The organism is Confluentibacter lentus (assembly GCF_002806995.1).
Taxonomy (GTDB): Bacteria; Bacteroidota; Bacteroidia; order Flavobacteriales; family Flavobacteriaceae; genus Confluentibacter; species Confluentibacter lentus.
In genome coordinates this window covers 105,422-130,279 of the sequence record NZ_NIHE01000003.1, presented here as the reverse complement: position 1 = coordinate 130,279, position 24,858 = coordinate 105,422, and the positions used below count along the sequence as shown (strand labels likewise).

24 protein-coding genes are annotated in these 24,858 nt (G+C 35.6%); 13 read left to right on the top strand and 11 right to left on the bottom strand.

Annotated features, from left to right (window positions below; genetic code table 11):
* Positions 1-16 precede the first annotated feature (16 nt).
* The 8 genes from CDH50_RS07500 (at position 17) to CDH50_RS07465 (ending at position 7,912) form a co-directional block, all read left to right on the top strand.
* The gene (locus tag CDH50_RS07500) at positions 17-877 is read left to right on the top strand and encodes an HAEPLYID family protein (protein WP_100611401.1); all 861 of its coding nucleotides are present in this window, start codon (positions 17-19) and stop codon (positions 875-877) included.
* Positions 878-1,016: 139 nt separating this feature from the next.
* Positions 1,017-1,439, top strand: a complete 423-nt coding sequence (locus tag CDH50_RS07495; RefSeq protein WP_100611400.1) for an META domain-containing protein — start codon at positions 1,017-1,019, stop codon at positions 1,437-1,439.
* 10 nt (positions 1,440-1,449) lie between these two features.
* A complete protein-coding gene (locus CDH50_RS07490; protein ID WP_100611399.1) occupies positions 1,450-1,923 on the top strand; it encodes a hypothetical protein in 474 nt (157 codons plus the stop codon).
* Between the two features lie 79 nt (positions 1,924-2,002).
* Positions 2,003-2,911 carry an NADP-dependent oxidoreductase gene (locus CDH50_RS07485; protein WP_100611398.1) on the top strand — a complete coding sequence of 303 codons (909 nt, stop codon included), beginning with the start codon at positions 2,003-2,005 and terminating at the stop codon, positions 2,909-2,911.
* Between the two features lie 5 nt (positions 2,912-2,916).
* Entirely contained in the window at positions 2,917-3,783 is an 867-nt protein-coding gene (gene rhuM, locus CDH50_RS07480) for a virulence protein RhuM/Fic/DOC family protein (RefSeq protein ID WP_232731980.1), read from the top strand.
* A 340-nt stretch (positions 3,784-4,123) separates the two neighbouring features.
* Positions 4,124-4,471 carry a helix-turn-helix domain-containing protein gene (locus CDH50_RS07475; RefSeq protein WP_100611397.1) on the top strand — a complete coding sequence of 116 codons (348 nt, stop codon included), beginning with the start codon at positions 4,124-4,126 and terminating at the stop codon, positions 4,469-4,471.
* Positions 4,465-5,778, top strand: a complete 1,314-nt coding sequence (locus CDH50_RS07470; RefSeq protein WP_100611396.1) for a type II toxin-antitoxin system HipA family toxin — start codon at positions 4,465-4,467, stop codon at positions 5,776-5,778. Before CDH50_RS07475 ends, CDH50_RS07470 begins: the two co-directional genes overlap by 7 nt.
* A 106-nt stretch (positions 5,779-5,884) precedes the next feature.
* Positions 5,885-7,912, top strand: a complete 2,028-nt coding sequence (locus CDH50_RS07465) for a hypothetical protein (RefSeq protein ID WP_100611395.1) — start codon at positions 5,885-5,887, stop codon at positions 7,910-7,912.
* A 57-nt stretch (positions 7,913-7,969) separates the two neighbouring features.
* Here the strand turns inward: CDH50_RS07465 and CDH50_RS07460 are convergent, their stop codons facing one another.
* The 3 genes from CDH50_RS07460 to CDH50_RS07450 all read right to left on the bottom strand — a co-directional run bounded on the left by CDH50_RS07460 (position 7,970) and on the right by CDH50_RS07450 (position 10,910).
* The gene (locus CDH50_RS07460; protein ID WP_100611394.1) at positions 7,970-8,917 is read right to left on the bottom strand and encodes a phosphoribosylaminoimidazolesuccinocarboxamide synthase; all 948 of its coding nucleotides are present in this window, start codon (positions 8,915-8,917) and stop codon (positions 7,970-7,972) included.
* Positions 8,918-9,200: 283 nt separating this feature from the next.
* Positions 9,201-9,713 carry a hypothetical protein gene (locus tag CDH50_RS07455; RefSeq protein WP_100611393.1) on the bottom strand — a complete coding sequence of 171 codons (513 nt, stop codon included), beginning with the start codon at positions 9,711-9,713 and terminating at the stop codon, positions 9,201-9,203.
* 240 nt (positions 9,714-9,953) lie between these two features.
* On the bottom strand, positions 9,954-10,910 hold the full coding sequence (locus tag CDH50_RS07450; RefSeq protein WP_100611392.1) for a PhoH family protein: 957 nt from the start codon (positions 10,908-10,910) through the stop codon (positions 9,954-9,956).
* A gap of 245 nt (positions 10,911-11,155) precedes the next feature.
* Between CDH50_RS07450 and CDH50_RS07445 the strand changes: the two genes are divergently transcribed.
* The 5 genes from CDH50_RS07445 to dnaN all read left to right on the top strand — a co-directional run bounded on the left by CDH50_RS07445 (position 11,156) and on the right by dnaN (position 16,273).
* Positions 11,156-12,043 (top strand): SAM hydrolase/SAM-dependent halogenase family protein, encoded by an 888-nt coding sequence (locus CDH50_RS07445; protein ID WP_100611391.1) that lies wholly within the window; start codon positions 11,156-11,158, stop codon positions 12,041-12,043.
* A 61-nt stretch (positions 12,044-12,104) separates the two neighbouring features.
* Positions 12,105-12,824 carry a gliding motility-associated ABC transporter permease subunit GldF gene (gldF, locus tag CDH50_RS07440; protein ID WP_100611390.1) on the top strand — a complete coding sequence of 240 codons (720 nt, stop codon included), beginning with the start codon at positions 12,105-12,107 and terminating at the stop codon, positions 12,822-12,824.
* A complete protein-coding gene (locus tag CDH50_RS07435) occupies positions 12,821-13,321 on the top strand; it encodes a hypothetical protein (protein ID WP_100611389.1) in 501 nt (166 codons plus the stop codon). Before gldF ends, CDH50_RS07435 begins: the two co-directional genes overlap by 4 nt.
* Complete coding sequence (gene gldG / locus CDH50_RS07430; RefSeq protein ID WP_100611699.1) at positions 13,308-14,981, top strand: gliding motility-associated ABC transporter substrate-binding protein GldG; 1,674 nt, start codon at positions 13,308-13,310, stop codon at positions 14,979-14,981. Before CDH50_RS07435 ends, gldG begins: the two co-directional genes overlap by 14 nt.
* Before the next feature lie 173 nt (positions 14,982-15,154).
* Positions 15,155-16,273, top strand: a complete 1,119-nt coding sequence (gene dnaN / locus CDH50_RS07425; RefSeq protein ID WP_100611388.1) for a DNA polymerase III subunit beta — start codon at positions 15,155-15,157, stop codon at positions 16,271-16,273.
* 76 nt (positions 16,274-16,349) lie between these two features.
* On the opposite strand, the gene CDH50_RS07420 is transcribed toward dnaN, so the two are convergent.
* The 8 genes from CDH50_RS07420 to cydB form a co-directional block, all read right to left on the bottom strand.
* Positions 16,350-16,688 carry a DUF4870 domain-containing protein gene (locus CDH50_RS07420; RefSeq protein WP_100611387.1) on the bottom strand — a complete coding sequence of 113 codons (339 nt, stop codon included), beginning with the start codon at positions 16,686-16,688 and terminating at the stop codon, positions 16,350-16,352.
* Between the two features lie 71 nt (positions 16,689-16,759).
* The gene (locus CDH50_RS07415) at positions 16,760-16,945 is read right to left on the bottom strand and encodes a YgaP family membrane protein (protein ID WP_100611386.1); all 186 of its coding nucleotides are present in this window, start codon (positions 16,943-16,945) and stop codon (positions 16,760-16,762) included.
* Positions 16,946-16,956: 11 nt separating this feature from the next.
* Entirely contained in the window at positions 16,957-17,262 is a 306-nt protein-coding gene (locus tag CDH50_RS07410) for a hypothetical protein (RefSeq protein WP_100611697.1), read from the bottom strand.
* 4 nt (positions 17,263-17,266) lie between these two features.
* Positions 17,267-20,509: an efflux RND transporter permease subunit gene (locus CDH50_RS07405; protein ID WP_100611385.1), complete on the bottom strand. Its 3,243-nt coding sequence runs from the start codon at positions 20,507-20,509 to the stop codon at positions 17,267-17,269.
* Between the two features lie 134 nt (positions 20,510-20,643).
* Complete coding sequence (locus CDH50_RS07400) at positions 20,644-21,717, bottom strand: efflux RND transporter periplasmic adaptor subunit (RefSeq protein WP_100611384.1); 1,074 nt, start codon at positions 21,715-21,717, stop codon at positions 20,644-20,646.
* 6 nt (positions 21,718-21,723) lie between these two features.
* Positions 21,724-23,034, bottom strand: a complete 1,311-nt coding sequence (locus CDH50_RS07395) for a TolC family protein (RefSeq protein ID WP_100611383.1) — start codon at positions 23,032-23,034, stop codon at positions 21,724-21,726.
* Positions 23,035-23,159: 125 nt separating this feature from the next.
* A complete protein-coding gene (locus CDH50_RS15180; RefSeq protein WP_198513451.1) occupies positions 23,160-23,309 on the bottom strand; it encodes a hypothetical protein in 150 nt (49 codons plus the stop codon).
* Positions 23,310-23,780: 471 nt separating this feature from the next.
* Positions 23,781-24,857: a cytochrome d ubiquinol oxidase subunit II gene (gene cydB / locus CDH50_RS07390; protein WP_100611382.1), complete on the bottom strand. Its 1,077-nt coding sequence runs from the start codon at positions 24,855-24,857 to the stop codon at positions 23,781-23,783.
* Position 24,858 lies beyond the last annotated feature (1 nt).

Sequence of the window (24,858 nt, the reverse complement as noted above, 5' to 3'; positions counted from 1 at the left end):
AAAAAATAACCTACAAATGAATTTCAAAAATAAATGGGCATTCATACTATTATTAATGCCAGTAACTTATGCGTTTGCTCAAGACAATGATGCCATACTAGATAGTATATATATCCAAGAAACTGAAAACGCCAAAGAACCTATTAAATTATTGCACGCAGAACCTTTATATATAGATTTGATTAGGGATTTAGGTGCCAGAAAAGGTGAAAGAGAATGGAACTTGGGTTTTGGATTAACAGATAACCAGACCTTCGATTCTTATGAAGCCCTTATCGAATATGAATGGGCACCTGCCGACCGATTAGGTTTGGAAGTCGAGTTACCATTCACCTTTTATTCCCCTATAAATGGCACACCAAGAGATGCCATTCCCTCCAATCAATTAAACAGCATTAAAATTGCCGCACAATGGTCGTTTTTTGTTAATGAAAAAATCGCAACATCCATGGCCATTGGGTATATTAATGAGTTTGAGCTCTCCAGTTTTAGGGATTTTGGAAAACCATTAATTACGGGGAATATCTACAATCCATTTTTGGTAGTTGCCAAGCGTTGGGGCAATAATTTCCATTCTCTTATTTACACGGGTCCCATGATAGAACAGAACTTTTTAACGAAATCGTTCCATACAACCTATGACATCAATAGCAATATCCATTACATGATTCCGGGAACTAGGAATTTTATCGGTATTGAATTTAATAAAACCTTAGATTCGGGCGATTTTGATATGACCATGCGACCGCAAATGCGATTGGGAATTACAGATAATCTATTGGTAGGTATTGTAACTGGTATTCCCGTGGCAAGGGAAAACGAACGATTCAGTACGTTTTTAAGACTTATCTGGGAACCCGCGCATCACAAACATTAATTCTAAAAAGACCTTGCATTAAAGCAGGGTCTTTTTTGCTTCTGTTAATAAATTGGTAGGCAATTATTATTCGGCTCTGCTCCTTTTTCATATTAAAAAACTAAATTAGCTCTAGCCAATAATCCTAAATCCATAAAATATGAAACCATTAAAAATCCTTGCCGTTTTTATTATAATAGTATGCTTAAACGCATGCAAATCAACCAACACAATGGCTGATAATTTATACAATACCACATGGGAATTGGATTATATTTCTGGGCCACGGATCACCTTTAGCGGCTTGTACCCAGATAAAAGCCCGCAAATCACCTTTAACAAAATCACCAAGCATGTGGAAGGAAACGCCAGTTGTAAAGGCTATAGAGCAGAATACACCTTAAACGGAAATAAAATTTCCTTTGGCGACCCAGGACCAACGACTATGATGTATTGTGGTGAAGGAGAACAAACGTTTTTAAGCACCATGAAAAAAATAAACGCATATAGTTTTGATGAACAAGGTAATCTCGTGTTCATGCTGGATGATGTTGCCATGATGCGATTCAAAAAAGTAAATTAAATTTATAAAAATGAAAAAGAAAATCATTCTGTTAGCTCTCATCCTTGCTTTCGTTAGTTGTAAAAACAAATCGGAAGAAACCATTAAAACTACAGAACCTATTGAAATCATTGAAAGTCATAGTTCCGAAGGACTATTGGAAATCGGTTGCTATACCTACAATGGAAATAACAGTTCAATACTATTTGAAGTAACTGACAATAATAATAGCTTTATTAAAGGACATCTAAATTACCACCTAGCCGAAAAAGATGCCAACATGGGTACGTTTGAAGGCGTGTTAATAGATGACATTGTTTTAGGTGATTATACTTTTCAATCGGAAGGCGTGACCAGCAAACGCGAGGTTATTTTTAAGATGGTTAACCATCAACTTATTGAAGGTTACGGGCCGATGGATGAAGACGGTATCTGTTTTGTCAACACAGATCATGTGACGTTTACTTCTACCATGCCATTATCTAAGACCAAGTGCCCTAAATAAAACCCTCACAACCGAAAATCCAAAGCCCAAAACTCAAAATCCAAAACCCATAACCCATAACTCACAACTCTAAATAAAAATGAAAGCCATAAGAATACACGAAAAAGGAACGATAGATAATGTAAACATCGAAGAACTTCCAAAACCAGAAATAAAACCAAATCAAGTTTTAATAAAAGTAAAAGCCTGCGGTATCAATCCGGTGGATTGGAAAAGTACCGTTTATGGGTATTTTGAAATGCCTTATACGGTTGGTACTGATATTTCTGGAATTATTGAAGCTGTCGGCACTGATGTCACTGGTTTTAAAATCGGTGATGAAATAATTGGCTCGTTGGAATGGGCAAAACAAGGCGCCTTTGCTGAATACGTGGCAACCGAAACCAAATATCTAGCACTAAAGCCTAAAAACCTGAGTTTTGAAGAAGCCGCAGCCGTGCCGTTGGCAGCATTAACAGCTTGGCAGGGATTATTTGATAAATTAAATCTACAAAGAGGACAAAAAATAGTAGTTCAAGCGGCGGCTGGTGGCGTTGGGTTGTTTGCTGTGCAATTCGCTAAATGGAAAGGCGCGCATGTGGTGGGCTTAGCTTCTACAAAAAATGAGGCGTTTTTAAAATCCGTTGGAGTTGATGCTATTATTGATTATAAAACAGCGGATTTTTCTAAAATCACTCCCGACTTTGATGCCGTGTTCGATAGTATGGCGAGTTCAGAACAAACCATTCCCCTACTTAAAAAAGGTGGCAATTATGTATCCATTACCGCAAAGCCTTCTGAAGACTTAGCACAAAAACATGCTGTCAATGCGACTAACTTTTTATTTCATTCCAATCCCGATCAATTAAAAACCATTGTTAACCTCATAGAGCAAAACCACGTAAAAATATTTATTGACAAACAATTCAAACTCACCGAAGCCAAAGACGCTTTAAAATACCAACACGAAGGGCGTTCTAGAGGGAAGAATGTTTTGGTTGTTAATTAACAAAAATGGCATCATTAAAAGTTATGAGCGAAGAAAATCAAATATTGATATATCAAGCAAAAGATGGCACAAGTCAATTGCAGATTACGATGCAAGCTGATACTATTTGGTTATCTCAAGTTCAAATGGCAACTCTTTTTGATAAAGATTTACGAACTATTAATGAGCATATTCAAAACATTTACAATACCGGTGAACTAAGTATTGATTCAACTATCCGGAAATTCCGGATAGTTCGTCAAGAAGGCAGCCGCATGGTCAATAGAAACATAGACCATTATAACTTAGATATGATTATCTCAGTTGGTTATCGTGTTAATTCCAAGCAAGGCACACAATTTAGAATATGGGCAAATAGTATTCTAAAAGAATATTTAGTTAAAGGTTATGCCATTAACGAAAACCGTTTAGCCCAAAAAGAACAAGAAGTATTAGTGCTTAAAAATGGTATTCAGATTTTAAGCAGAGCCATTGAGGAAAAAACAGCAGACAACCAATGGCTTACTACTTTTGCCAAAGGCTTGAGCTTATTGGACGATTACGACCATGAGCAATTAGATGCCAAAGGCTTAACAAAAAGAGAGGCTGTTTATCCAAGTTTAGACGATTATAAAAGTCTCATAAACCAAATGCTAAAGGAATTTGATTCATCTGTATTTGGAAAAGAAAAAGACAAAAGCTTTCAAAGTTCTGTAGCTCAAATACAGAAAGGGTTTGATACCAATGATTTTTATGAATCACTAGAGGAAAAAGCAACCATGCTGTTATATTTAATAGTTAAAAACCATTCGTTTGTAGATGGTAATAAACGCATTGCGGCAGCCTGTTTTCTAAAGTTTTTACAACAAAATAATATGTTGTTTAACCAATAGCAACAACCTATCATCAGCAATAATACATTAGCCAGCTTAACCCTTTTAATTGCCGCTAGTAAACCTGAAGAAATGGAAACCGTAAAACGATTGGTTATAAGCGTATTAAACCGAAACAAATAAATATCTTAGTGGTTTAGTCTTTCATTTTAAGCGATGAATTCTCATTTTCATTTTTTAATTCTATATTTTAAATAATTATTTGTTAGTTTTTGCAAACATTAAATACAATTTAAATATATAAAGTTAGTATTTACCAACATATATGTCGTTTATAAAAAATATTTCATATATTTGCGTTAGTAAAAACTAACATTAAATATAAATAAAATCATTAAAGATGGAAAATACCAACACATCATGGTTATCAATGAGTGATAAAGCCATCATAGCTGTTATTGGAAATTACATAAAGCAACAACGCTTAAACCAAAATAAGACCCAAACAAAAATTGCCGAAATCGCAGGCATCAATCGTTGGACCCTAAGCCAAATTGAAAACGGCGAACCTATTTCATTAATTTCATTGGTGCAAATTTTAAGGGCACTTGACTTGCTAAACGTTTTTGAGGTGTTTAAAATCCAAACACAAATAAGTCCGTTAGAACTCGCTAAACTAGAAAAACAAAAAAGACAAAGAGCCCGTTCAAATACCAATGCCGATAACCAAAATACAAGCGAATGGTAACCGTAAAAACAGCCTTCGTGAAAATTTGGGGACATGTAGTTGGTGCCGTGGCATGGGACGAAAGTCAAGGTCTTGCCAGTTTTGAGTACGAACCAAAGTTCAAAAACCTGCAAATAGATTTGGCGCCCATTAAAATGCCCATTCAATCCAATCAAACTATATTTTCATTTCCAGAACTTCGTCCTTCAAAAAATAGCGAATTCAACACCTTTAAAGGCTTGCCCGGTTTGTTGGCCGATGTATTGCCCGATAAATACGGAAACCAATTAATAAACACGTGGTTGGCACAAAACGGGCGACCAGAAAACAGCATGAACCCCATAGAGCAACTCTGTTTTATAGGCACACGAGGTATGGGCGCCTTGGAGTTTGAACCCACCCAACTCAAGCCCAGCAAGAATACCTTTGATGTAGAAATTAATAGTTTGGTAAGTATCGCTCAGCGCATGTTGGACAAAAGGGAAACCTTTGATGCCAATATGAGCAAAGACGAACACCAAGCCATGATGGAGATTTTAAAAATAGGAGCCTCTGCCGGTGGTGCCAGACCCAAGGCCATTATTGCCTATAATAAAAAAACGGGGCAAGTACGCTCTGGGCAAACAAATTCACCCAAAGGTTTTGAACATTATATGATAAAATTGGATGGCGTGAGCGATGCCCAATTTGGGGAAAGCAAAGGCTATGGCAGGGTTGAAATGGCATATTACAACATGGCAACAGCGTGTGGCATTGATATGATGCCCTCTGAATTACTGGAAGAAAACGGCAGGGCGCATTTTATGACCAAACGGTTTGACAGAGAAGATGGCTCTGTAAAACACCACATACAAACGTTTTGCGCCATGCAGCATTATGATTTTAATAACGTGAACAGTTACAGTTACGAGCAGTTATTCCAAACCATGCGGTTACTGCGTTTGCCCTACCCACAGGCAGAACAAATGTACCGTAGAATGGTATTTAATGTAATAGCCAAAAATTGTGACGACCACACCAAAAACACGGCATTTAGACTTAAAGAAGGTGGCGATTGGGAACTCGCACCCGCCTACGATGTTTGCCACGCCTACAGGCCAGAAAGTATGTGGGTAAGCCAACACGCCTTAAGCCTAAACGGAAAACGCAAAGATTTTGAAAAACACGATTTAATAAGCTTTGCCAAAGCCATGAACATAAAAAAGCCCGAACACATCATCTCGCAAATACAAAATACCGTGCAGCGTTGGAATGATTATGCCGATGAAGTAAACGTGAATGCTAAATTAAGGGACTCTATAAAGCGGACTTTGTTGAGTTTGGGATAGTGATTTTATAACTATTATACTACATATTGGTTTTTTACTTTAAATAAACTACATTCGTTATCGTTACTAAATTTTTTTTTAAATATATTAAACCAACTATAAATTAATGATCGTTCCTGTCGAAAATATTGTTGAAACTGTTGATTTAACAGCTGATGATGTTCTATTGCCTATGATGGAGTCTGTTGTAAATTCAATTATAAGTTTACAACAATCAGACATACCAAATGAAGAAAAAATAATTCAGGTAAAAATCATTAGAGGCAACTATCCAAAACAAACAAATTTTGATAATTTAAAAACCATAGATAGCATTATTATTACAGATAATGGTATCGGGTTCAATTCAAATAATTATAAATCTTTTGAAACACCATTTTCTAAAATAAATAAAGAATATGGTTGCAAAGGAATTGGGCGTTTCACAGTTCTTGCTGCTTTTGAAAATTTAAAAGTAAGAAGTAACTATTTCGAGAATGGCCAATGGCAGTATAGAGAGTTTCAGTTTAATTCAAGCGAAGAACTAAAACCTGTAGAATTTAAAATTTCAGATAAAGAAGAATTTAAAACTACTGTTGAGTTACGTAATTGTTTTAATGAAATCATCAAGGAGAAATCAGCTTTATCATTGGTGCAGATTTCAGAAAAAATAATGCAACATTGCTTGATTTATTATCTCAACAATTCTTTACCTAGTATAGTGATTTATGAAGAAGAAAATAAAGAAGTTGAATATATAAACGACCTATTTGAGAGAGTCTCAAAAGAGAAAGAACGAATTTTTGAAGTAAAAGGAAATTCATTTAAAATTTATATTACTAAAACACTTAAAGAAGGAAATAGAAAGAACAATTACGTTTACTATTGTGCAAATTCTCGGGTAGTAGGTAATCCAAGAAATATTAAAAACTTTAATAGTTTTTTTAATTATCCTATTTCGAAAAACGGTAATTTATATTTTTTAGATATCTATGTAGTATCTGAATATTTAAATCAAAAAGCTTTTAGTACTAGAAATGGGTTTAACATTCCAAAAGAAAACGAAAATATACTTTTTAATAACTCAGAACTCGTTACATTCCAAGATATAGAGGAAAAATTAACTGAAGTTTTAGAAGATGAATATCATCAATTTGTAAAAGATTCTAAAATAAAAAGCCAAAAACAAATTGAAAATTACATCATAGAAAATGCTCCTAGATATAGAAGCTTTTTGAAAAATCCCGCGATACTAGATTCGATTCCTCCTAATCTTTCGGAAGATAAACTAGAAGAGCATTTATATAAGATTTCATATTCTGCAAGAAAAAAAGTTGAAAATCATATTGAAAAATTTATTTCTGAAAAGCAAATCAGTGAAGAATCAATTCAAAAAATTAAAGATGATATAAGAGAGAAAACTGCATATGATGTTGATAGTTTAGCGGATTATATGACTAGACGTAAAGCAATAATTCAATTATTCGAAAAGTTTTTAGATGCAGATGAAGAAGGTAAATATAAATTGGAAGAAGATGTTCATAATATAATTTTCCCAATGGGTTTAACCAATACTGAAACCTCATATGAGAGTCATAATCTTTGGTTATTGGATGAAAGATTTATTAATTATAAGTTCATCGCTTCAGATAAATCAATTATTTCTTTTTCTCAAAAGAAAAGCAGTAAAGAACCTGACTTAATTCTAATAAATAATCCAGATATGTTTGACAATCCTATTAGTTTTGGAAATAGAAGTTCTGGAGAAATTAATTCGATGGTGATTTTTGAGTTCAAGCGTCCTGGAGAAATAGCACATCAGAAAAATAAGGGAGATTACAGATGGCAGTTTTCAGATTTGGTAGAACCCTATTTTGATGAATTTCTTTATAAACAAGACAAAAAAAATTATAAAGGGAACCATGTAATAATAACTGAGAATACACCAAAGTTTGGATTTATTATTCTGGATGTTATTCCACCTCATTTAGTAAAATTTAACGAAGGGAAAGGATGGAAAAAAACTCCTTTTGGAACTTACTATAAAATACAGCCTGAATTAAATATGCATATTGAAGTGATGACATTTCGAAAATTATTAGACATCGCGCAAAATAGACATAGTGCTTTTTTTGATAAACTATTCAATAGCTAAAAAATACCATGCCAAAAATTTACATGTCTAGCCAACAAGCGATTTAAAAAAAATGATTCACTTCCCCAAATACCCCAGCACATTCGCTTCAATACGTGCTTGTATGTTGCTCACATCGGCTTTTACAAAGGTATCACCTGTAATGTTTTCGTAAAGTTCAATATAACGGTCGCTTACGGTGGTAATGTACTCGTCACTCATAAATGGTACGGTCTGCCCTTTTAAGCCTTGAAAGTTATTGGCAATCAGCCATTGGCGTACAAACTCTTTACTTAATTGTTTTTGTGGTTCGCCTTTGGCTTGAAGTTCTTCATAACCATCCGCATAAAAATACCGTGACGAATCGGGTGTGTGTATTTCATCAATCAACACAATTTGTCCGTCTTTGGTTTTTCCGAATTCGTATTTGGTATCCACTAAAATAAGGCCACGAGACGCTGCAATCTCACTACCGCGTTGAAACAGTTTACGGGTATAATCTTCCAACACCACATAATCGGCTTCGCTTACAATACCACGTTTTAAAATATCCTCTCGGGAAATATCCTCATCATGGTCGCCCATTTCCGCTTTAGTAGCCGGCGTGATGATGGGTTCAGGGAATTTATCGTTTTCCTTCATACCTTCTGGCATCGCTACGCCACAAAGTGAGCGTTTGCCGGCTTTATACTCACGTGCCGCATGACCGCTCATATACCCACGAATGACCATTTCTACCTTAAAAGGTTCACATAAATGCCCTACGGCTACGTTTGGGTCTGGCGTGGCAATCAACCAATTGGGCACCAAATCTTCGGTAGCTTTCATCATTTTGGTAGCGATTTGGTTTAGTATTTGCCCTTTGTATGGAATACCTTTTGGCATCACGACATCGAACGCCGATAATCTATCGGTGGCAATCATCACCAAGATGTCTCCATTGATGTTATAAACCTCTCTCACTTTACCTTTATATACACTTTTTTGTCCAGGGAAATTGAAATTTGTAGTGGTAATCGTGTTCATGTAAAATAGCGGTTTTATGTGAATTGCAAATGTAATTTGTTTACTTATGCCAAACAAAAAAAGGAGAAATAAATTGTCTCCTTTCTAATTCAAATATGTCTTTTAAATGAAATCTGTTAGTTTGTTTTGTGTAACAACTAACTAAAGTTCTCGATACAATTTTCTCATGCTTCGAAAATCACTCTAACTGACAGGCTGACTAACTAAAAACAAAATTATCAACCTAGTTGTCACTTCGACTGATTCGCCAGAAGCGAATTGTATCGAGAAGTCTTATTTAAATTTAATTAAACCTAATGTTGTAGGTTGCACCAACACCAACGGTTTGGAAATCAAAATCGTTCTCTGCAAAGGTGTTTTGGTAAAATGCATAAAAATTCCAATCCCTGTTATGGTAACCAATGTGTGGGTTTACATAAAGCCCTCCGGCATTACTTTCAACATTGGTTAAAAATCCATACCCTAAATCGGCTCCAACAAACAGACCTTCAGGAGCAAAATAATAACGTGCAAACCCTGCTAAAGGAATGATACCAAAATCATCTAAACCATCTTTTGCAAAAAAATGGGTATAACCAGACGCGACACCAATGGCGAAATTTGGATTGAACAAATATTGACCTCTTAAGTCTAGACCTAAGTTAAACGATGCTACATCGCTAGCGTCACCCACAGGAATTCCAGCAGTTACTCCTGCTTTAAACCATGAGTTATCTGGCGTGATGTTTATTTCTGTTTCTTGAGCAAACATTGAACTGAATCCTAATAATGCAATACCTAAAAATAATTTTTTCATGTTGATTTTTTTAATAATTATACTGCAAATCTAGATGATTTATAGCTACCCTTTTTACATTATTTTTGTTAATGTTTACATAATAAAAATGTACTTAAGCCCAATAAACACCTAACTATTTGATTGTCTGATAGAAATGTGAATGGTATAAAAAAAGGCCAGTTAAATTAATAACTGGCTCTATGATAATGATTGTTAGTTGTGCCTTATGAGATTGCTTCGTACCTCGCAATGACGCTTTTAATTCTCGACGTTTTCAATATGCTTGTAGGCATCGATAATCTTTTTAACCAAACGGTGGCGAAGCACATCTTTATCGTCTAAAAATACCATGCCTACCCCTTCCACATTTTTTAAAATCAGTAAAGCTTCCTTTAAACCCGAAATGGTACGGCGTGGTAAATCGATTTGCCCAGGATCGCCCGTCAATAAAAACTTGGCATTTTTTCCCATACGGGTCAAAAACATTTTCATTTGGTTGTGGGTGGTATTCTGACCTTCATCTAAAATAACGAAGGCATTATCCAAGGTTCTTCCGCGCATAAACGCCAACGGTGCAATTTGAATAGTGCCATTTTCAATATAAAGCGCCAACTTTTCTGCAGGAATCATATCGCGCAAGGCATCATACAATGGTTGCATATAGGGGTCTAACTTTTCTTTTAAATCGCCCGGTAAAAATCCTAAATTCTCACCTGCTTCAACCGCTGGGCGTGTTAAAATAATTCGCTTGACTTCCTTATTTTTTAATGCTTGAACCGCTAACGCAACCCCTGTATAGGTTTTACCTGTTCCCGCTGGGCCAATGGCAAACACCATATCGTTGGCACGCATGCTTTCCACCAATCGGCGCTGGTTGGCCGTTTCAGCTTTTATAAGTTTTCCGCCGACACCATGCACCAAAACCTCGCCACTTTTTTGTGACGTGGTATAATCATCACTGCTTTGGCTTGTTAAAACACGCTCAATGACATTTTCGTCGAGCTTATTATATTTTGTGAAGTGTTTGATGAGCATATTGATCCTGCGATCAAATTCTTCCAGTAATTCATCGTCGCCAAATGCTTTGACTTTATTACCGCGTGCTACAATTTTAAGTTTGGGAAAATACTTTTTTAGAAGTTCAATATGGGTGTTTTCTGGTCCAAAAAATTCTTTTGGAGTGATTTCTTCAAGTTCAATAACAATTTCGTTCAAAGGCAGTTATTTTAGTTTTATATTCAACTAAGATTAACGAAAATAATGTTTACTCAGATGAAAGGATTTATTTGTTTTATTCCGTATTTTTTGTTTTGTTAAATAAGACTTGATGAACCTTTATTTTTCATTTAAAATATAAAAACCAAAACGAAAATTTATGTAGGTTTGTAAAACAATCTTGTAACACTCAAAAATACTAATTTTGAGTAACCAAACATTAAAAACATATCAACAATTTGCCAATGGCGATTATCACATTAACTTCCGATTTTGGTGAAAAAGATCACTTTGTAGGTGCTATGAAAGGCGCTATTTATGGTGAGCTTCCCAATGCGAAAATTGTTGATATCTCACATTGTGTTTCGCCATTTAACATTCCCGAAGCGGCATACATCATTCAAAACGCTTACAAAAGTTTCCCAAAAGGAAGTGTTCATATTATTGGTGTGGATTCTGAATTAAATCCTGAAAATAAACATCTAGCCATAAAACTGGACGAACATTATTTTATTTGTGCGGATAATGGTATTATGAGCATGCTTGGCAGCGAAATTGCCCCAGAGAAAATTGTTGAAATTAACATCCATGATAAAATTCATGGTAGTTTCCCTGGTCTGGATGTCTTTGTAAAAGTAGCCTGCCACATTGCTAGAGGCGGTACACTAGAGGTTATTGGAAAAACCATTGATGCCATAAAACCTATTAAAAACCTAGTGCCATTTATAAATGAGGAGAAAACCCAAATTATCGGCAGCATTATTTATATTGACAACTATGGCAACGTGGTAACGAATATTAAGCAAAGTTTTTTTGAAACCGTTCAAAAAGGACGGGATTTTGAAATTTCGGCACGTAATAATAAATTTAAAATCATATTTTCAAAATACAGTGACGTAGTTAATTTTGATATTCCAGAAGACAAACGCCATGATGAAGGCCGAGGTTTGGTAATTTTTAATTCGGGCGGGTTTTTAGAGATTGCCGTTTACAAAAGTAACCCAACTACCGTAGGGAGTGCCTCTAGCCTTATGGGATTGAATTTAATGGACACCGTAAGCGTTAATTTTATTGCTACGCCCCTGGTTCCTAAAGGCAAAGAAACCGTCAGCGCTTTTCAAGATTATAAATAATTCAAGGAATACTTAAATATGAACACTTTTAACTTTTAACTTTTAACTTTTAACTAAATTAATGTTTGCCATTTTAAAAAAAGAAATCAATTCGTTTTTTGCGTCGCCAATAGGGTATTTGGTCATCGCTATTTTTCTGATTTTAAACGGCTTGTTTTTATGGATTTTTAAAGGAGAATTTAATGTGCTGGATTATGGTTTTGCTGATGTTTCCTCATTCTTTTTATTGGCCCCTTGGATATTGATTTTCTTGATTCCCGCCGTCACCATGCGGAGTTTTTCAGATGAAAAAAAACAAGGAACATTGGAATTATTACTCACCAAACCCATTTCGCATTTAAAAATTGTACTTGGTAAATATTTTGGGGCTTTAATTTTAATTCTCATTGCCCTGTTACCAACCTTGCTATACGTTTACACAGTTTATCAATTGGGAAATCCGGTTGGTAATTTAGATATGGGTAGTACGGTGGGGTCGTATTTCGGACTTTTATTTTTGATAGCATCTTACACGGCAATTGGGATTTTTACATCTACCCTATCTGATAATCAAATAGTAGCGTTCATCCTTTCGGTATTTTTATGCTTTTTGTTTTATATAGGTTTTGAAGGAATTTCAGAGTTCACTTCAAGCCCATCTATTGAACAATTAGGCATGAGCTATCATTTTAAAAGCATGAGCCGTGGCGTTCTTGATACCCGGGACATTATTTATTTTTTAAGCGTATCCTTTTTCTTTTTAACCATTACTAAATTCAATTTAAACAGAGAGACCAAATGATTATTACTCCGCTTTTTGTTATTTTTATAAGTGCCGTGTTCATCCTTACTTGGATATTTGCCAACACCATCGACAAACGTAAATGGGTAAGCCTTTTAATAAGCATCATAGCAACGCCTATTGTTTATTTTTATGTGTTTTACCCGTTTATAAACATCTTTTTTAGCTATCATCACCAAAAACATTTCGATTCGGAGGCGTGGAAAGAAAAACCTGCCTTAAGGTACGAAATGAGTACCCAAGTAGTTAACCAAAACTTATTTTTAGGAAAAACCAAAGAAGAAGTCAAAGAAGTTTTAGGTTCTAGCGAATGGTATGGTTGGGATGATTCCATAAAAGCTAATTCACCAGACAAATGGAATTACAATCTTGGTTTTAAACCCGGTGCATTTAACATGACCCAAGAGTGTTTAGAACTTGTTTTTAAAGACAATGAAGTGAAAAGCATTTCCCAATACCAAATGGAAAAAAAGTTTGAAGAAGATAAGATTGAATAAGAATATAAAACATATAGGCATTCTTTTAGTGGCTTTAGTAGGTATTAACTATGTAAGCAGCATCGCTTTTAAACGTTTTGATTTAACTCAAGACAAACGCTACACCTTAAGTGACGCCACAGTTAATATTATTAATAATGTCGATTCACCCATCATCATCGATGTGTTTTTGGAAGGCGACAATTTTCCTTCGGAATTCAGACGGCTTCAAAATGAAACCAGACAATTGATCGAAGAGTTTTCAGCAAAAAACAGCAACATTGTTTTCAATTTTATGAATCCGTTGGAAGACGAAGCCACGCGCGATAGCAATATGCAACAATTGGTACAGCGTGGGTTAACACCGATGCAATTAAGCGTTCAAGAAAACGGAAAAGCAACGCAGGAAGTTATTTTCCCTTGGGCTTTGGCAAGTTATAATGATGAAACGGTGATTATTCCACTGGTAAAAAATAAAATTGGTGCCTCACAGCAAGAATTGGTCACAAACTCCGTGCAACATTTAGAGTACGCTTTTGCCGATGGTTTTAGTAAACTTACAAAACCAAAAAGCAGAAAAGTTGCTATCTTAAAAGGCAATGGGGAGTTGCCTGATAGATACATTGCAGACTTTGCAAAAAAACTTGGAGAATACTATTTTTTGGCACCATTCACCTTGGATAGCGTTGCTGTAAATCCGCAAAAAACATTAAAGGATTTAAAGGTTTTCGATTTAATCATAGCTGCCAAACCAACCGAAGCGTTTACAGAAGAAGAAAAATTAGTGTTAGACCAATACACCATGAACGGTGGAAAAAGTCTTTGGCTCATTGATGCCGTTGCCATGGAAAAAGATAGTCTTTATAATGAATCTGGAAGCAATTTTGCTGTGACTAGGGACTTGAATTTAACGGATTTCTTTTTTAAATATGGGGTTCGTATAAATCCTGTGTTGGTAAGCGACTTATATTCTGCACCCATAATGGTTGCTACTGGAGATGGCAATGATACACAATTTATACGTCTGCAATGGCCATACTCCCCTTTGGCTTCTGGCAATCCAAATCATTCCATTACCAATAATCTTAATTTGGTAAAGTTTGATTTTGCAAATCAGATAGATACTTTAAAAAATTCAATAACCAAAACCATCCTCTTACAGACTTCCAAACTAACAAAAATGGAAGGCATGCCAAGGCAAATCAGTTTAGAGCTAGCAACCCAAGAACCTGACCCAACTATTTTCAACAAAGGCAATCAAATACTTGCGGTGCTTTTGGAAGGCGAGTTTACATCGGTTTATGACAATAGAATAAAACCCTTTAATCTTCCTGATGAAAAGAATGAGAGTGTAGCAACCAAAATGATTGTGATAGCTGATGGCGACGTCATTAAAAATGATATTAATAGAAATACGCCAATGGATTTAGGATTTGATAGATCATACAACCAACCCGTGGGAAACAAGGAATTTTTATTGAATGCCGTAAATTATTTATTGGACGATAACGGACTTATAAACATTCGTTCCAAAGAAATAACGGTTGCCTTCTTAGATCAGGAAAAAATAGCCGACCAAAAAACAACATGGCAACTCGTCAATATCGCATTGCCATTGGTATTGTTAGGGCTCTTTGGTTTTGGCTTTAACTACTTCAGAAAGAAAAAATACACTGCCTAAATGTTAATAAGTTTGTTTCCTATTTTAGGTTGTATGGGATATATTTGTAAGTAGTATATTTTCAATAAAAATCGCATTCATTTTCTTTGAAACCAAGTGCATTTAGCTTTTAAAAAAGAAAAACTGAAGGATTTGTTTCAGGCAACCAATAATAAAATAACAACAATTTTCAAATGAAATTTATAGTATCAAGCACATATTTATTAAAACAATTACAAGTTTTAGGCGGTGTTATCAATAGTTCAAACACCTTACCTATTTTAGATAATTTCTTATTTGAATTAGATAAATCGAAACTCACGGTATCTGCCAGCGATTTAGAAACCACCATGGCATCGTCCTTAGAAGTTGAAAGCGATAGCAAAGGTAGTGTTGCCATTCCCGCGCGCTTGTTATTGGAGACTTTAAAAACATTTCCTGAACAACCCTTAACTTTTGTTGTCGGAGATAATAACACCATTGAAATAAGCTCTAACCACGGTAAATATGCTTTGGCGTATGCTAACGGAAATGAGTTCCCAAAAGCGGTGGCTCTTGAAGATCCAAGTACCACAATTGTAATTGGCGATATTTTGGCAACCGCCATCAGTAAAACTATTTTTGCGGCTGGAAATGATGATTTAAGACCTGTGATGAGCGGTGTATTCTTTCAATTTTCTACGGAAGGTTTAACATTTGTAGCAACTGATGCCCATAAATTGGTTCGTTACAAACGTGAAGATGTAAAAGCCAATCAAGTAGCAGAATTCATCATGCCTAAAAAACCATTAAATCTTTTAAAAGGTATTTTAGCAGGTAGTGAAGACGATGTGAAAATAGAATACAACGATTCCAATGCTAAATTTACTTTTGGTAATTCGGAATTAATCTGTCGTTTAATCGATGGAAAATATCCTAATTATGAAGCGGTGATCCCAAAGGAAAATCCGAATAAATTGACGATTGACAGAACCCAATTTTTAAATTCGGTGCGTCGTGTAAGTATATTTTCAAATAAAACGACACATCAAATCCGACTTAAAATTGCAGGTGCGGAATTGAATATTTCTGCAGAAGATATTGATTACAGCAATAAAGCTGAAGAGCGCTTGACTTGCGATTATCAAGGCGATGATATGCAAATAGGCTTTAACTCCCGTTTTTTAACGGAGATGTTAAGCAATCTAAATGCTGACGACGTACAGTTAGAAATGAGTCTACCAAACAGAGCGGGGATTTTAACGCCAGTGGACGGACTTGATGAAGGGGAACAAATTACGATGTTGGTGATGCCTGTGATGTTGAATAGTTAATTAAATTCCTGCCTATGCAGGAGTGACAAATAAAAAAGCTCACCATTTGGTGAGCTTTTTGTTTATCTCAACTAAACTAACTAATAAATTTAAGAGATAATGGGTATGATGGTGTTTCGCCATGACTGGCTTTAATGGCATTTATAATAGGAAATACTATGGATATGATTCCCAAAACAACAAACCCTATAAGACCAAGTCCGAGTAATAAAATCAATGGAATGCATATAATAAAATAGACAATTAAACTCAATTGAAAGTTTACAATATTCTTACCGTGGGCATCCATATTATAAACCTTTTCTTTTTGTGTTGCCCAAAGAATCAATGGAATGATTAAACTTCCAAAACCAGTAACCAACGTTACCAATTGGCTTAAATGGGTTATGACTATCAGTTGATTATCTTGTCTCATGGCTGTTGTGTTTTTGATTAATATTTATAAGACTACATCAATCAAAAAATGTTACAAGCCGTTATGAGAAATTAATCTTTTACACCCAACTTTTCCAAAATGGTATCCATTAAACACCATTTAGTGATGGATGACTGCAATAAATTAGCTCCCACAAAAGCGGTAAACCATAGCCAGTTTTGGTTGACATAAATGGCAAGCAATAAACTAATAAGGATAAAGGAGCCTGCTACGGCTCTTACGATTCTATTTTTCATATCGAATAAATTTAATTTGATTTTTCTATGTTGACAACGGCCAGATGAATATGCGACAAGCTTTGTTGCTGCTGATTAAAATTGTTGATTAAGTCGAAAAGTGTATCAACATATTCTGCATTTACAAACGCATAAAACAGAATGGATTCCGTTTGGTTCATCTCACTGGAAAACCAATTAGACTCCACGGCATCTTCAGTGCTATCTCTATAGCCTGTAATATCTCTAAAAGAGAATGTTTTCACATGGGCTTTTTTCAATAGCAGCTTGATATCTTTCTCAAACTCTTTAATGGCGGTAATAATGACTAGTTTCATGTGCTTATGTTTTTGGTTCTTGGTCATCCATATTGCTTTCCTCTGAAGGATTTTTAGGTTCCCATTTTTTGCGTTCTGTGATGTAATAAATTAGAGGCACTACCAATAAGGTTAGAATAGTGGAAACAATCGCTCCAGCCACCAATGAAATCGCCAAGCCTTGGAAAATAGGATCAAATAATATAATGGAAGCCCCAATAACGACGGCACCCGTTGTTAATAAGATTGGCGTGGTTCTAACTGCTCCAGCATCAATAATGGCTTGTTTTATAGGAATACCACCATTCAATCTGATTTCAATAAAATCAATTAACAAGACTGAATTACGAACCATAACACCCGCAAGGGCAATCATTCCAATAAACGATGTCGCGGTAAAGAAAGCACCTAGAATCCAGTGACCTAATACAATTCCTACCAATGAAAGGGGAATGGCAACCATCATCACCAATGGCGTTTTAAAGTTTTGAAACCACCCAACAATCAGCATGTAAATAATAACGATGACTATTAAAAACGCCGCTCCCAAATCGCGGAAGACTTCCAAAGTGATTTGCCATTCGCCATCCCATTTTACCGTAAAATCGCTTTCTTCGGTTGGTGCGTCCATATACAATTCATTAATTTTATATCCTTTTGGAAGTTTTATTTTTTGCAGTTTTTCTTCCATCCCTAGAATAGCATACACCGGACTTTCCAAGTCGCCAGCCATATCTGCCAGTACATACACCACACGCTTTTGGTCTTTTCTATAAATGGTTTTCTCTAAGGTTGTTTTTTTAACAGCAACCAAATCACTTATAGGAACCATATTGCCTTGACTGCTTTTAATTTTTAGATTCTGAATATCTTGAAGTGAGGTTTTATCTTTATCATCTAAAGAAAGTACCATACCAATGTTATCGTTAGACGTTTCATCATATAAATTGGAAATAGGATATTCCTGAAGCAAATAGGTTAAATTACCAACCACTTGTTGGGGCGCAATACCGTAAAGCATCGCTTTTTCTTTATCCACTTCCAAACGGTATTCAACTTGATTGTCCTCTACCATCCAATCGGCATCCACCACATCGGTCGTGTTTTCCAAAATGGTTTTTACTTGTTCAGCAACCTTGATTTGCTCGTTATAATCGGATCCGCCATAAACCTCAGCCACCAAAGTTGAAAGTACGGGTGGTCCTGGTGGCACTTCAACAATTTTCACATTCGCTCCGAATTTTTTAGCTATTTTTCGGATATGCGGACGAACTATTTTAGCAATATCGTGACTTTGCAAATCCCTATCTTCTTTATGCAACAGATTCACTTGAATATCCGCCATATTGCTACCGCCTCGTAAATCGTAATGACGCACTAATCCGTTAAAAGTTATGGGAGCAGATGCGCCAATATAGTTTTGGTAATCCACGACCTCAGGAACGGTTTTTAAATATTGTGCAATTTCTTGGGCAACCACAGCCGTTCTTTCCAACGTAGTGCCTTCTGGCATATCTATCACTACTTGAAATTCATTTTTATTATCAAAAGGCAGCATTTTAACGGCTACTGATTTGGTAAAAAACATCAGCACGGAACCTAAAAGCAATACGCCCGTTAGCACAAACATGATATTGCGCTTTTTAGAGCTATCCAAAAAAGGCTGTTCTACTTTTTTGTAGATTTTATAAATACGGCTTGTTTCTAAACCAGCTTCTTCTTTATGGGCTTGACCCTCTTTTTCCTGTAATAAATGATAGCCTAAATAGGGCGTCACCGTTAATGCCACAAATAATGATAATACCATAGCAATAGAGGCGCCTATAGGCATCGGACTCATATAAGGCCCCATCATACCCGATACAAATGCCATAGGTAGAATAGCTGCTATGACAGTAAACGTTGCTAAAATGGTTGGATTACCAACTTCATTAATGGCATAAATAGCCGCTTGCTTAAATGGCAAACGCTTCATTTTGAAATGCCTATGCATATTTTCTGCAATGATAATACTATCATCAACCACAATCCCAACCACAAAAACCAATGCAAAAAGCGTAATTCTATTTAAGGTATAACCCAATATATAATAGGCAAACAAGGTCAATGCAAATGTTAATGGTACCGAAAAGAATACCACCAAACCGCCACGCCAACCCATGGCTAACATCACCAAAATAGTGACCGCTAATATAGCAACACCTAAGTGTAATAACAATTCGCCTACTTTATCAGAAGCAGTTTCACCGTAATTTCTGGTGACATCTACATGAACATCAGAAGGAATCAACGTTTCCTTTAAAGTATCGATGTGTTCTAAAATCTTATCCGATATCTTCATGGCATCGGCTCCTTTTACTTTGGACACCGAAATGGTAACCGCTGGATATTCCGACTTGTAATTTTTAGAAGATTCGTTAGCTTGTCCGAATCCGAATGACACATACGAACTTGGTGATTCTGGACCATCTTTAATCGTTGCCACTTGTTTTAAATATACAGGCATATTTTTATTAATGCCAACTACCAAATTTTCAACATCTTCTGCGGTTTCTAGAAAATTCCCCGTGGTGATTAAATATTCGGTATCATTATTTACAAAACTTCCAGATTGCGAGCTACTATTATTGGCTTGAATCATTTGCATAATACCCATAGCATCCACACCATTTCCAGCCATTTTATCTTTATCTAAAACGACTTTCAATTGTCTGTTTCTACCACCAATGACTTTGGTAATGGATACATCTTTCACTTTTTCAATTTCCGAAGTTAATTCTTCAGCTAATTGACGTAGTTGAAAATCATCATAGTTTTCACTCCAAAGCGTTAGTCCCAACATAGGCACATCATCAATAGAACGCGTTTTTACCATTGGTTTGTAAACACCTTCAGGAAACATGTTTTCATGCTTCATCAACTCATCATACAATTTTACATAAGACCGCTCTGTGTCTTCCCCTACATAAAACTGCACAACCATCATGGCTTGTCCATTCATCGCCATACTATGCACATGCTGAACACCTTTGATGTTGGAAATTATCTTTTCCAAAGGTTTTATAACCCTGCTTTCAACCTCGGTTGGGGTTGCGCCCGGATAACCAACCATGACATCGGCCATAGGCACGTTTATTTGAGGTTCTTCTTCCCTTGGGATTAGAAATGAACTGTATGTACCAATAATCATTAAACCAATCATCAACAAAATGGTTAGTTTTGAGTTGATGAAAAAATGGGCAATTTTACCCGAAATTCCTTCTTGCATGTTTATTATTTTTTGGCGTTTTAACAGGCTATTCGCTATATCTTTTTTACTTGTTCTCGATACTCCTTTCGTTGCCTCAAGGCACTCGAACTGACGTAAAAAAGGATGCCGCTGCTATCCTTAACGCATTAATTTTATTGAATACTTACTTTTACCCCATTATACAACTTACCATCAGCCGAAATAATAAAGGTTTCATTAGATGATAAACCCGATAACACTTCCACTTGGTTTCCAAACGTTCTTCCTAAACGTAACCAACGCAATAACGCCGTATTACTTTCACTTACCGTGTACACCCCAGATAATTGACCGTTAGTTACAATGGCTTCTTGGGGTACTAAAACCATATCCGTTTTTTCTTGAGTTTCCACAGGAAATTGAACGGTGACAAACATGCCTGATAAAATAGGCACCTCCGTTTTATCTAAAGCTACTTTTACCATATACTGTCCGCCTGTATTCTTTGCAGAACTACTCACCTCAGTTACTTTTCCCTTTACCTCTTTATTTAAGGATTTAACTAAAACAGTTGTAGCTGTACCTAATGTTATTTTAGAAATGTCACTCTCTGGAATACTCGCCGTCACTTCAAAACCTGCTGGCATTTCCATAGCAACTAAAGGCATCCCAGGGTTGGCCATATCACCATTCTTAATAAATTTACCCGTAATAACTCCATCAAAAGGGGCACGAATATTAACATAGGTAAATTGGGCATCCACCTCGTTTTTCATTTGTTTGGCACCTTCCAATCTGGCTTTTGCCATGTTATAATTTGCGGTGATGTCATCCAATTCTTTTTGGGAAGCACTCGCATCTGCAAATAGGTTTTTGAATCTGTTATAATCTTTTTCAGTATTTGTAAAAGCAGCTGTAGCTTCCATGATGCCAGCATTTACCTGTGAGCGTCTTGCTTGTAAATCGGAATTATTAATAGCAACTAACAATTGTCCCTTTTTTACTTTATCTCCTACGTTTACGGGGATATTAGTAACATATCCCATCATGCGCGTACTTAAATTGGCACTGTTAACGGCTTCAATGGTGCCACTAGCAGTTAAGAAAGGATTATTATTACTTTCATTTATGGAGCTCACTTTTACAGAAATAGCAGTTGTGTCTGCTACTAATTTTTTCTCGTCGCTTCCACAACTTGTTGCTAAAATGGCTAATGCCAATAAAGTTGTTGTATATATAGTCTTCATGTGTTTTTATGCTTTGGTTAAAAATTGTAAGTATGCTTGTGCATAATTGTATTCAAAAATGGTTTGATAATATTCTAATTGTTTTTGTGCGAATTGGGTTTCTGTCATTAACAAATCGGATGTTTTCTCTAAGCCTTCTTCAAAACGATTGATTCGTATCCTCAATGATTCTTGGGATTGCTCCATAGCTAGTTTTGAAAGCTGCAATTTATTTTCGGCATCTATGAACATGCGTTTAGCTTTGTTGAGTTCTAACTGACTCTGTGATACGTATTGCTCGTATTGGAGTTTCGATTTTTCATACTCAGCTCTACTTTTTTGGGCTTTTCCAAAACGTTTGGTACCATCTAAAACCGTCCAACTTAACTGCGCCCCTACCACATACCCATTAGCACCACCTTGAAATACCGTATCATCATAAAGTTCATAACTTCCAAAGGCATTTAGGGTTGGTAAAAAAGTCATCTTATCTGCTTTGTGCATATTTTCATAGGCATTTGAAGCTAACTGCATGGCTTTAATATCCGACCGCTCTGTTGAAATTTGTGAAGGCATTTCTGAATAAGAATCATTAATAGCCAAACTATCTAATGGTTTGTAAATGACATTGTTGTTATCATTCATTAAAAAAGACAAATAATTGGAGGCGTTCGCCACATTACTTTTTGCCGATTGCAATTGATTTTTTATTTCTGTAACCCTAACCTCTACGGCAAGTACATCGGCACGCTGTAAATAGCCTTGCTTAAAACTATTATCTGCCAATTTTTTGTTGGATTCGGCTGCTTCAAGGGCTTTTTCCATGACCTCTACCATTCTATAAGCCAACTGGAGTTGCATATAGGCTTTATCGACTTCAAAAACCAAATAATCGGTAGTTCGTTCGGTTTGGAGCGTCATAGCCTCCATTTTAGTTTTGGCTGCTTTACGTTGCAAAAATCCGTCTACATTAATTAAGGGTTGCTTTACTTCGATGAGGGTTGCAAAATTTTGGGTTTGATTTGGATTGTTTAATAAAGTAGGATCAAAATCGGCAGGCGTCAATATCCCTTGATTTAATTTAGAACCAAATGCCATTAACGGATTGGTAGTCGAAATACCAGTGTGCGATACGCTAATATTTGGCAAAAAAATAGCATTGGTTTGCCTGTAATCCCCTTTTGCAACATTAAAATCTTCTTGGGATATTTTTATGGTTTGGTTCTCTTCAACAACTCTGTTTAAAACATCCGCTTTTGAAATTTGAATGATTTCCTGAGCATGAAGCAGTGATGCCAAGCTTAGAAAACCAACCGTTAAACTGTATAATCTTTTCATATGTAAATATTTATTATTTTTAAATTTTACAGTACAAAAGTAGGTTAGGTAAAAAGTCTAGTCCGTAACTTTTGTTACCCAAGAAAAAAGCATCCTTTATGGATGCTTTTTTCTTAAAACATTATTCAATAAGAGTCATGATTTACTTTTCTAGTGCCTCCATGTCCCCCAGCAACAATAATTAAAACTTTAAGACTTAAATAAATAAATCTGAAAAACTGAATGATGGGGTTCATCATTTTAAATCGTTGGTATGTTGATATTCTTTGTGTCATGGTTTTATAATTTTATTCTGGAATCAACCACCAGAACCTCATGTTCCTTTGATAGCTTTCTACGTAAGTGGGATGCCACTACATGCCCCGAAATAGCAGCGCCTAGAACAACAATTTTTGACATTATTTCTGATTTAGTATTTATAAAAATAGTTTAAACCCCCATGATAAACCATGATATATATCATCTTGGAAATCAATACAAAATCTCTTTAAAACCTTATAAATATGGCTGTAACTGATATTAGCAAAGAAAAAAGCACCCATTAAGAGTGCTTTTAATCATCAACAAACCTTAAAACCACACAATCAAAAAAAGTCACTCAGGAATGATATTTCATGATGTCAATAGCTTAAGAGAGCCACTAACTATTATAATCCTTTAATTCTTGATATGTATCTTATGGAATAAAAGTAAGCTATTGTTGTCCATAGAATGTAACTTTTGTTGCATAAGCAACAAGTAGTTAATTAATGTTCGCCATAACCTACATCATCCATTTTACCCTTAAATACTTTATACTGAATGGTAAAATAAACCAGCACTAAAATAATAGCGACAACAAACCAATAGATTCCAACGGATAGGCCATATTCATGGGCAGCCATATTATAGATGGTTAAATCTGGATTTGTTGAGTTTGTTGAAGGCAGTAGTTTTGGAAAAATGGAAGCCACGGTAGACGCTAATCCACCAAATAAAAACATGGAAGAAAATAAAAATCCAGTACCATCCTTTTTAAAAGATTTGATTTTGAACAATCCTAAATGACCTATAAAAAAAATGATTGCAAATACCCATAGCCAAGGATATTGTAAAAAATTAAAAAACGGTTGTGGTTTTATAAGATGCCAAACCAATAATGACAAAATTATAAGCGCTAGTAATGCGATATTTAATTTGAATATGACATTTTTAAGTTTGCGGTTTAAATCTGAGTTGGTTTTAAAAATAATCCAATTGGCTCCATGAATCGTTAATGATACAACGCCGATAACGCCAAGCATAAGCGTAAACCAATCGATGATTCCTAAATGTTCGGCTTGGGGACTAAAAGTGGGATTCCAAAGTGGTAAAAAGAAATAATGCGGTTCGTGAGCTGAAACGCCATTAGTAACCATGCCCAAATTAACCCCTCTTACCACATTTCCTAAAGCAATTCCGAAGAATAAAGCCAACAACAAACTTGCCAACCCAAAAGCTTTATCCCAAACAATTTCCCACATCTTATTATGCACTTGACCACGTAACTCCAAACCAATGGCCCTAAAAATTAGCAACCATAAAATCATAATCAGAGGCAAATAAAATCCACTAAACGACGATGCATACAATGTTGGAAACGCAAAAAACAAGACACCGCCTGCGGCAATTAACCAAACTTCGTTGGCATCCCAAAAAGGTCCGATGGCGTTTGTTATCGCTTTTTTATCCTTTTCGGTTTTAGCAAAAAACAAATGGATGATACCTGCTCCAAAATCGTAGCCATCCAAAATGACATACACCGCTAACATGGTCATTAATACGATATACCAAAATAATTCCATA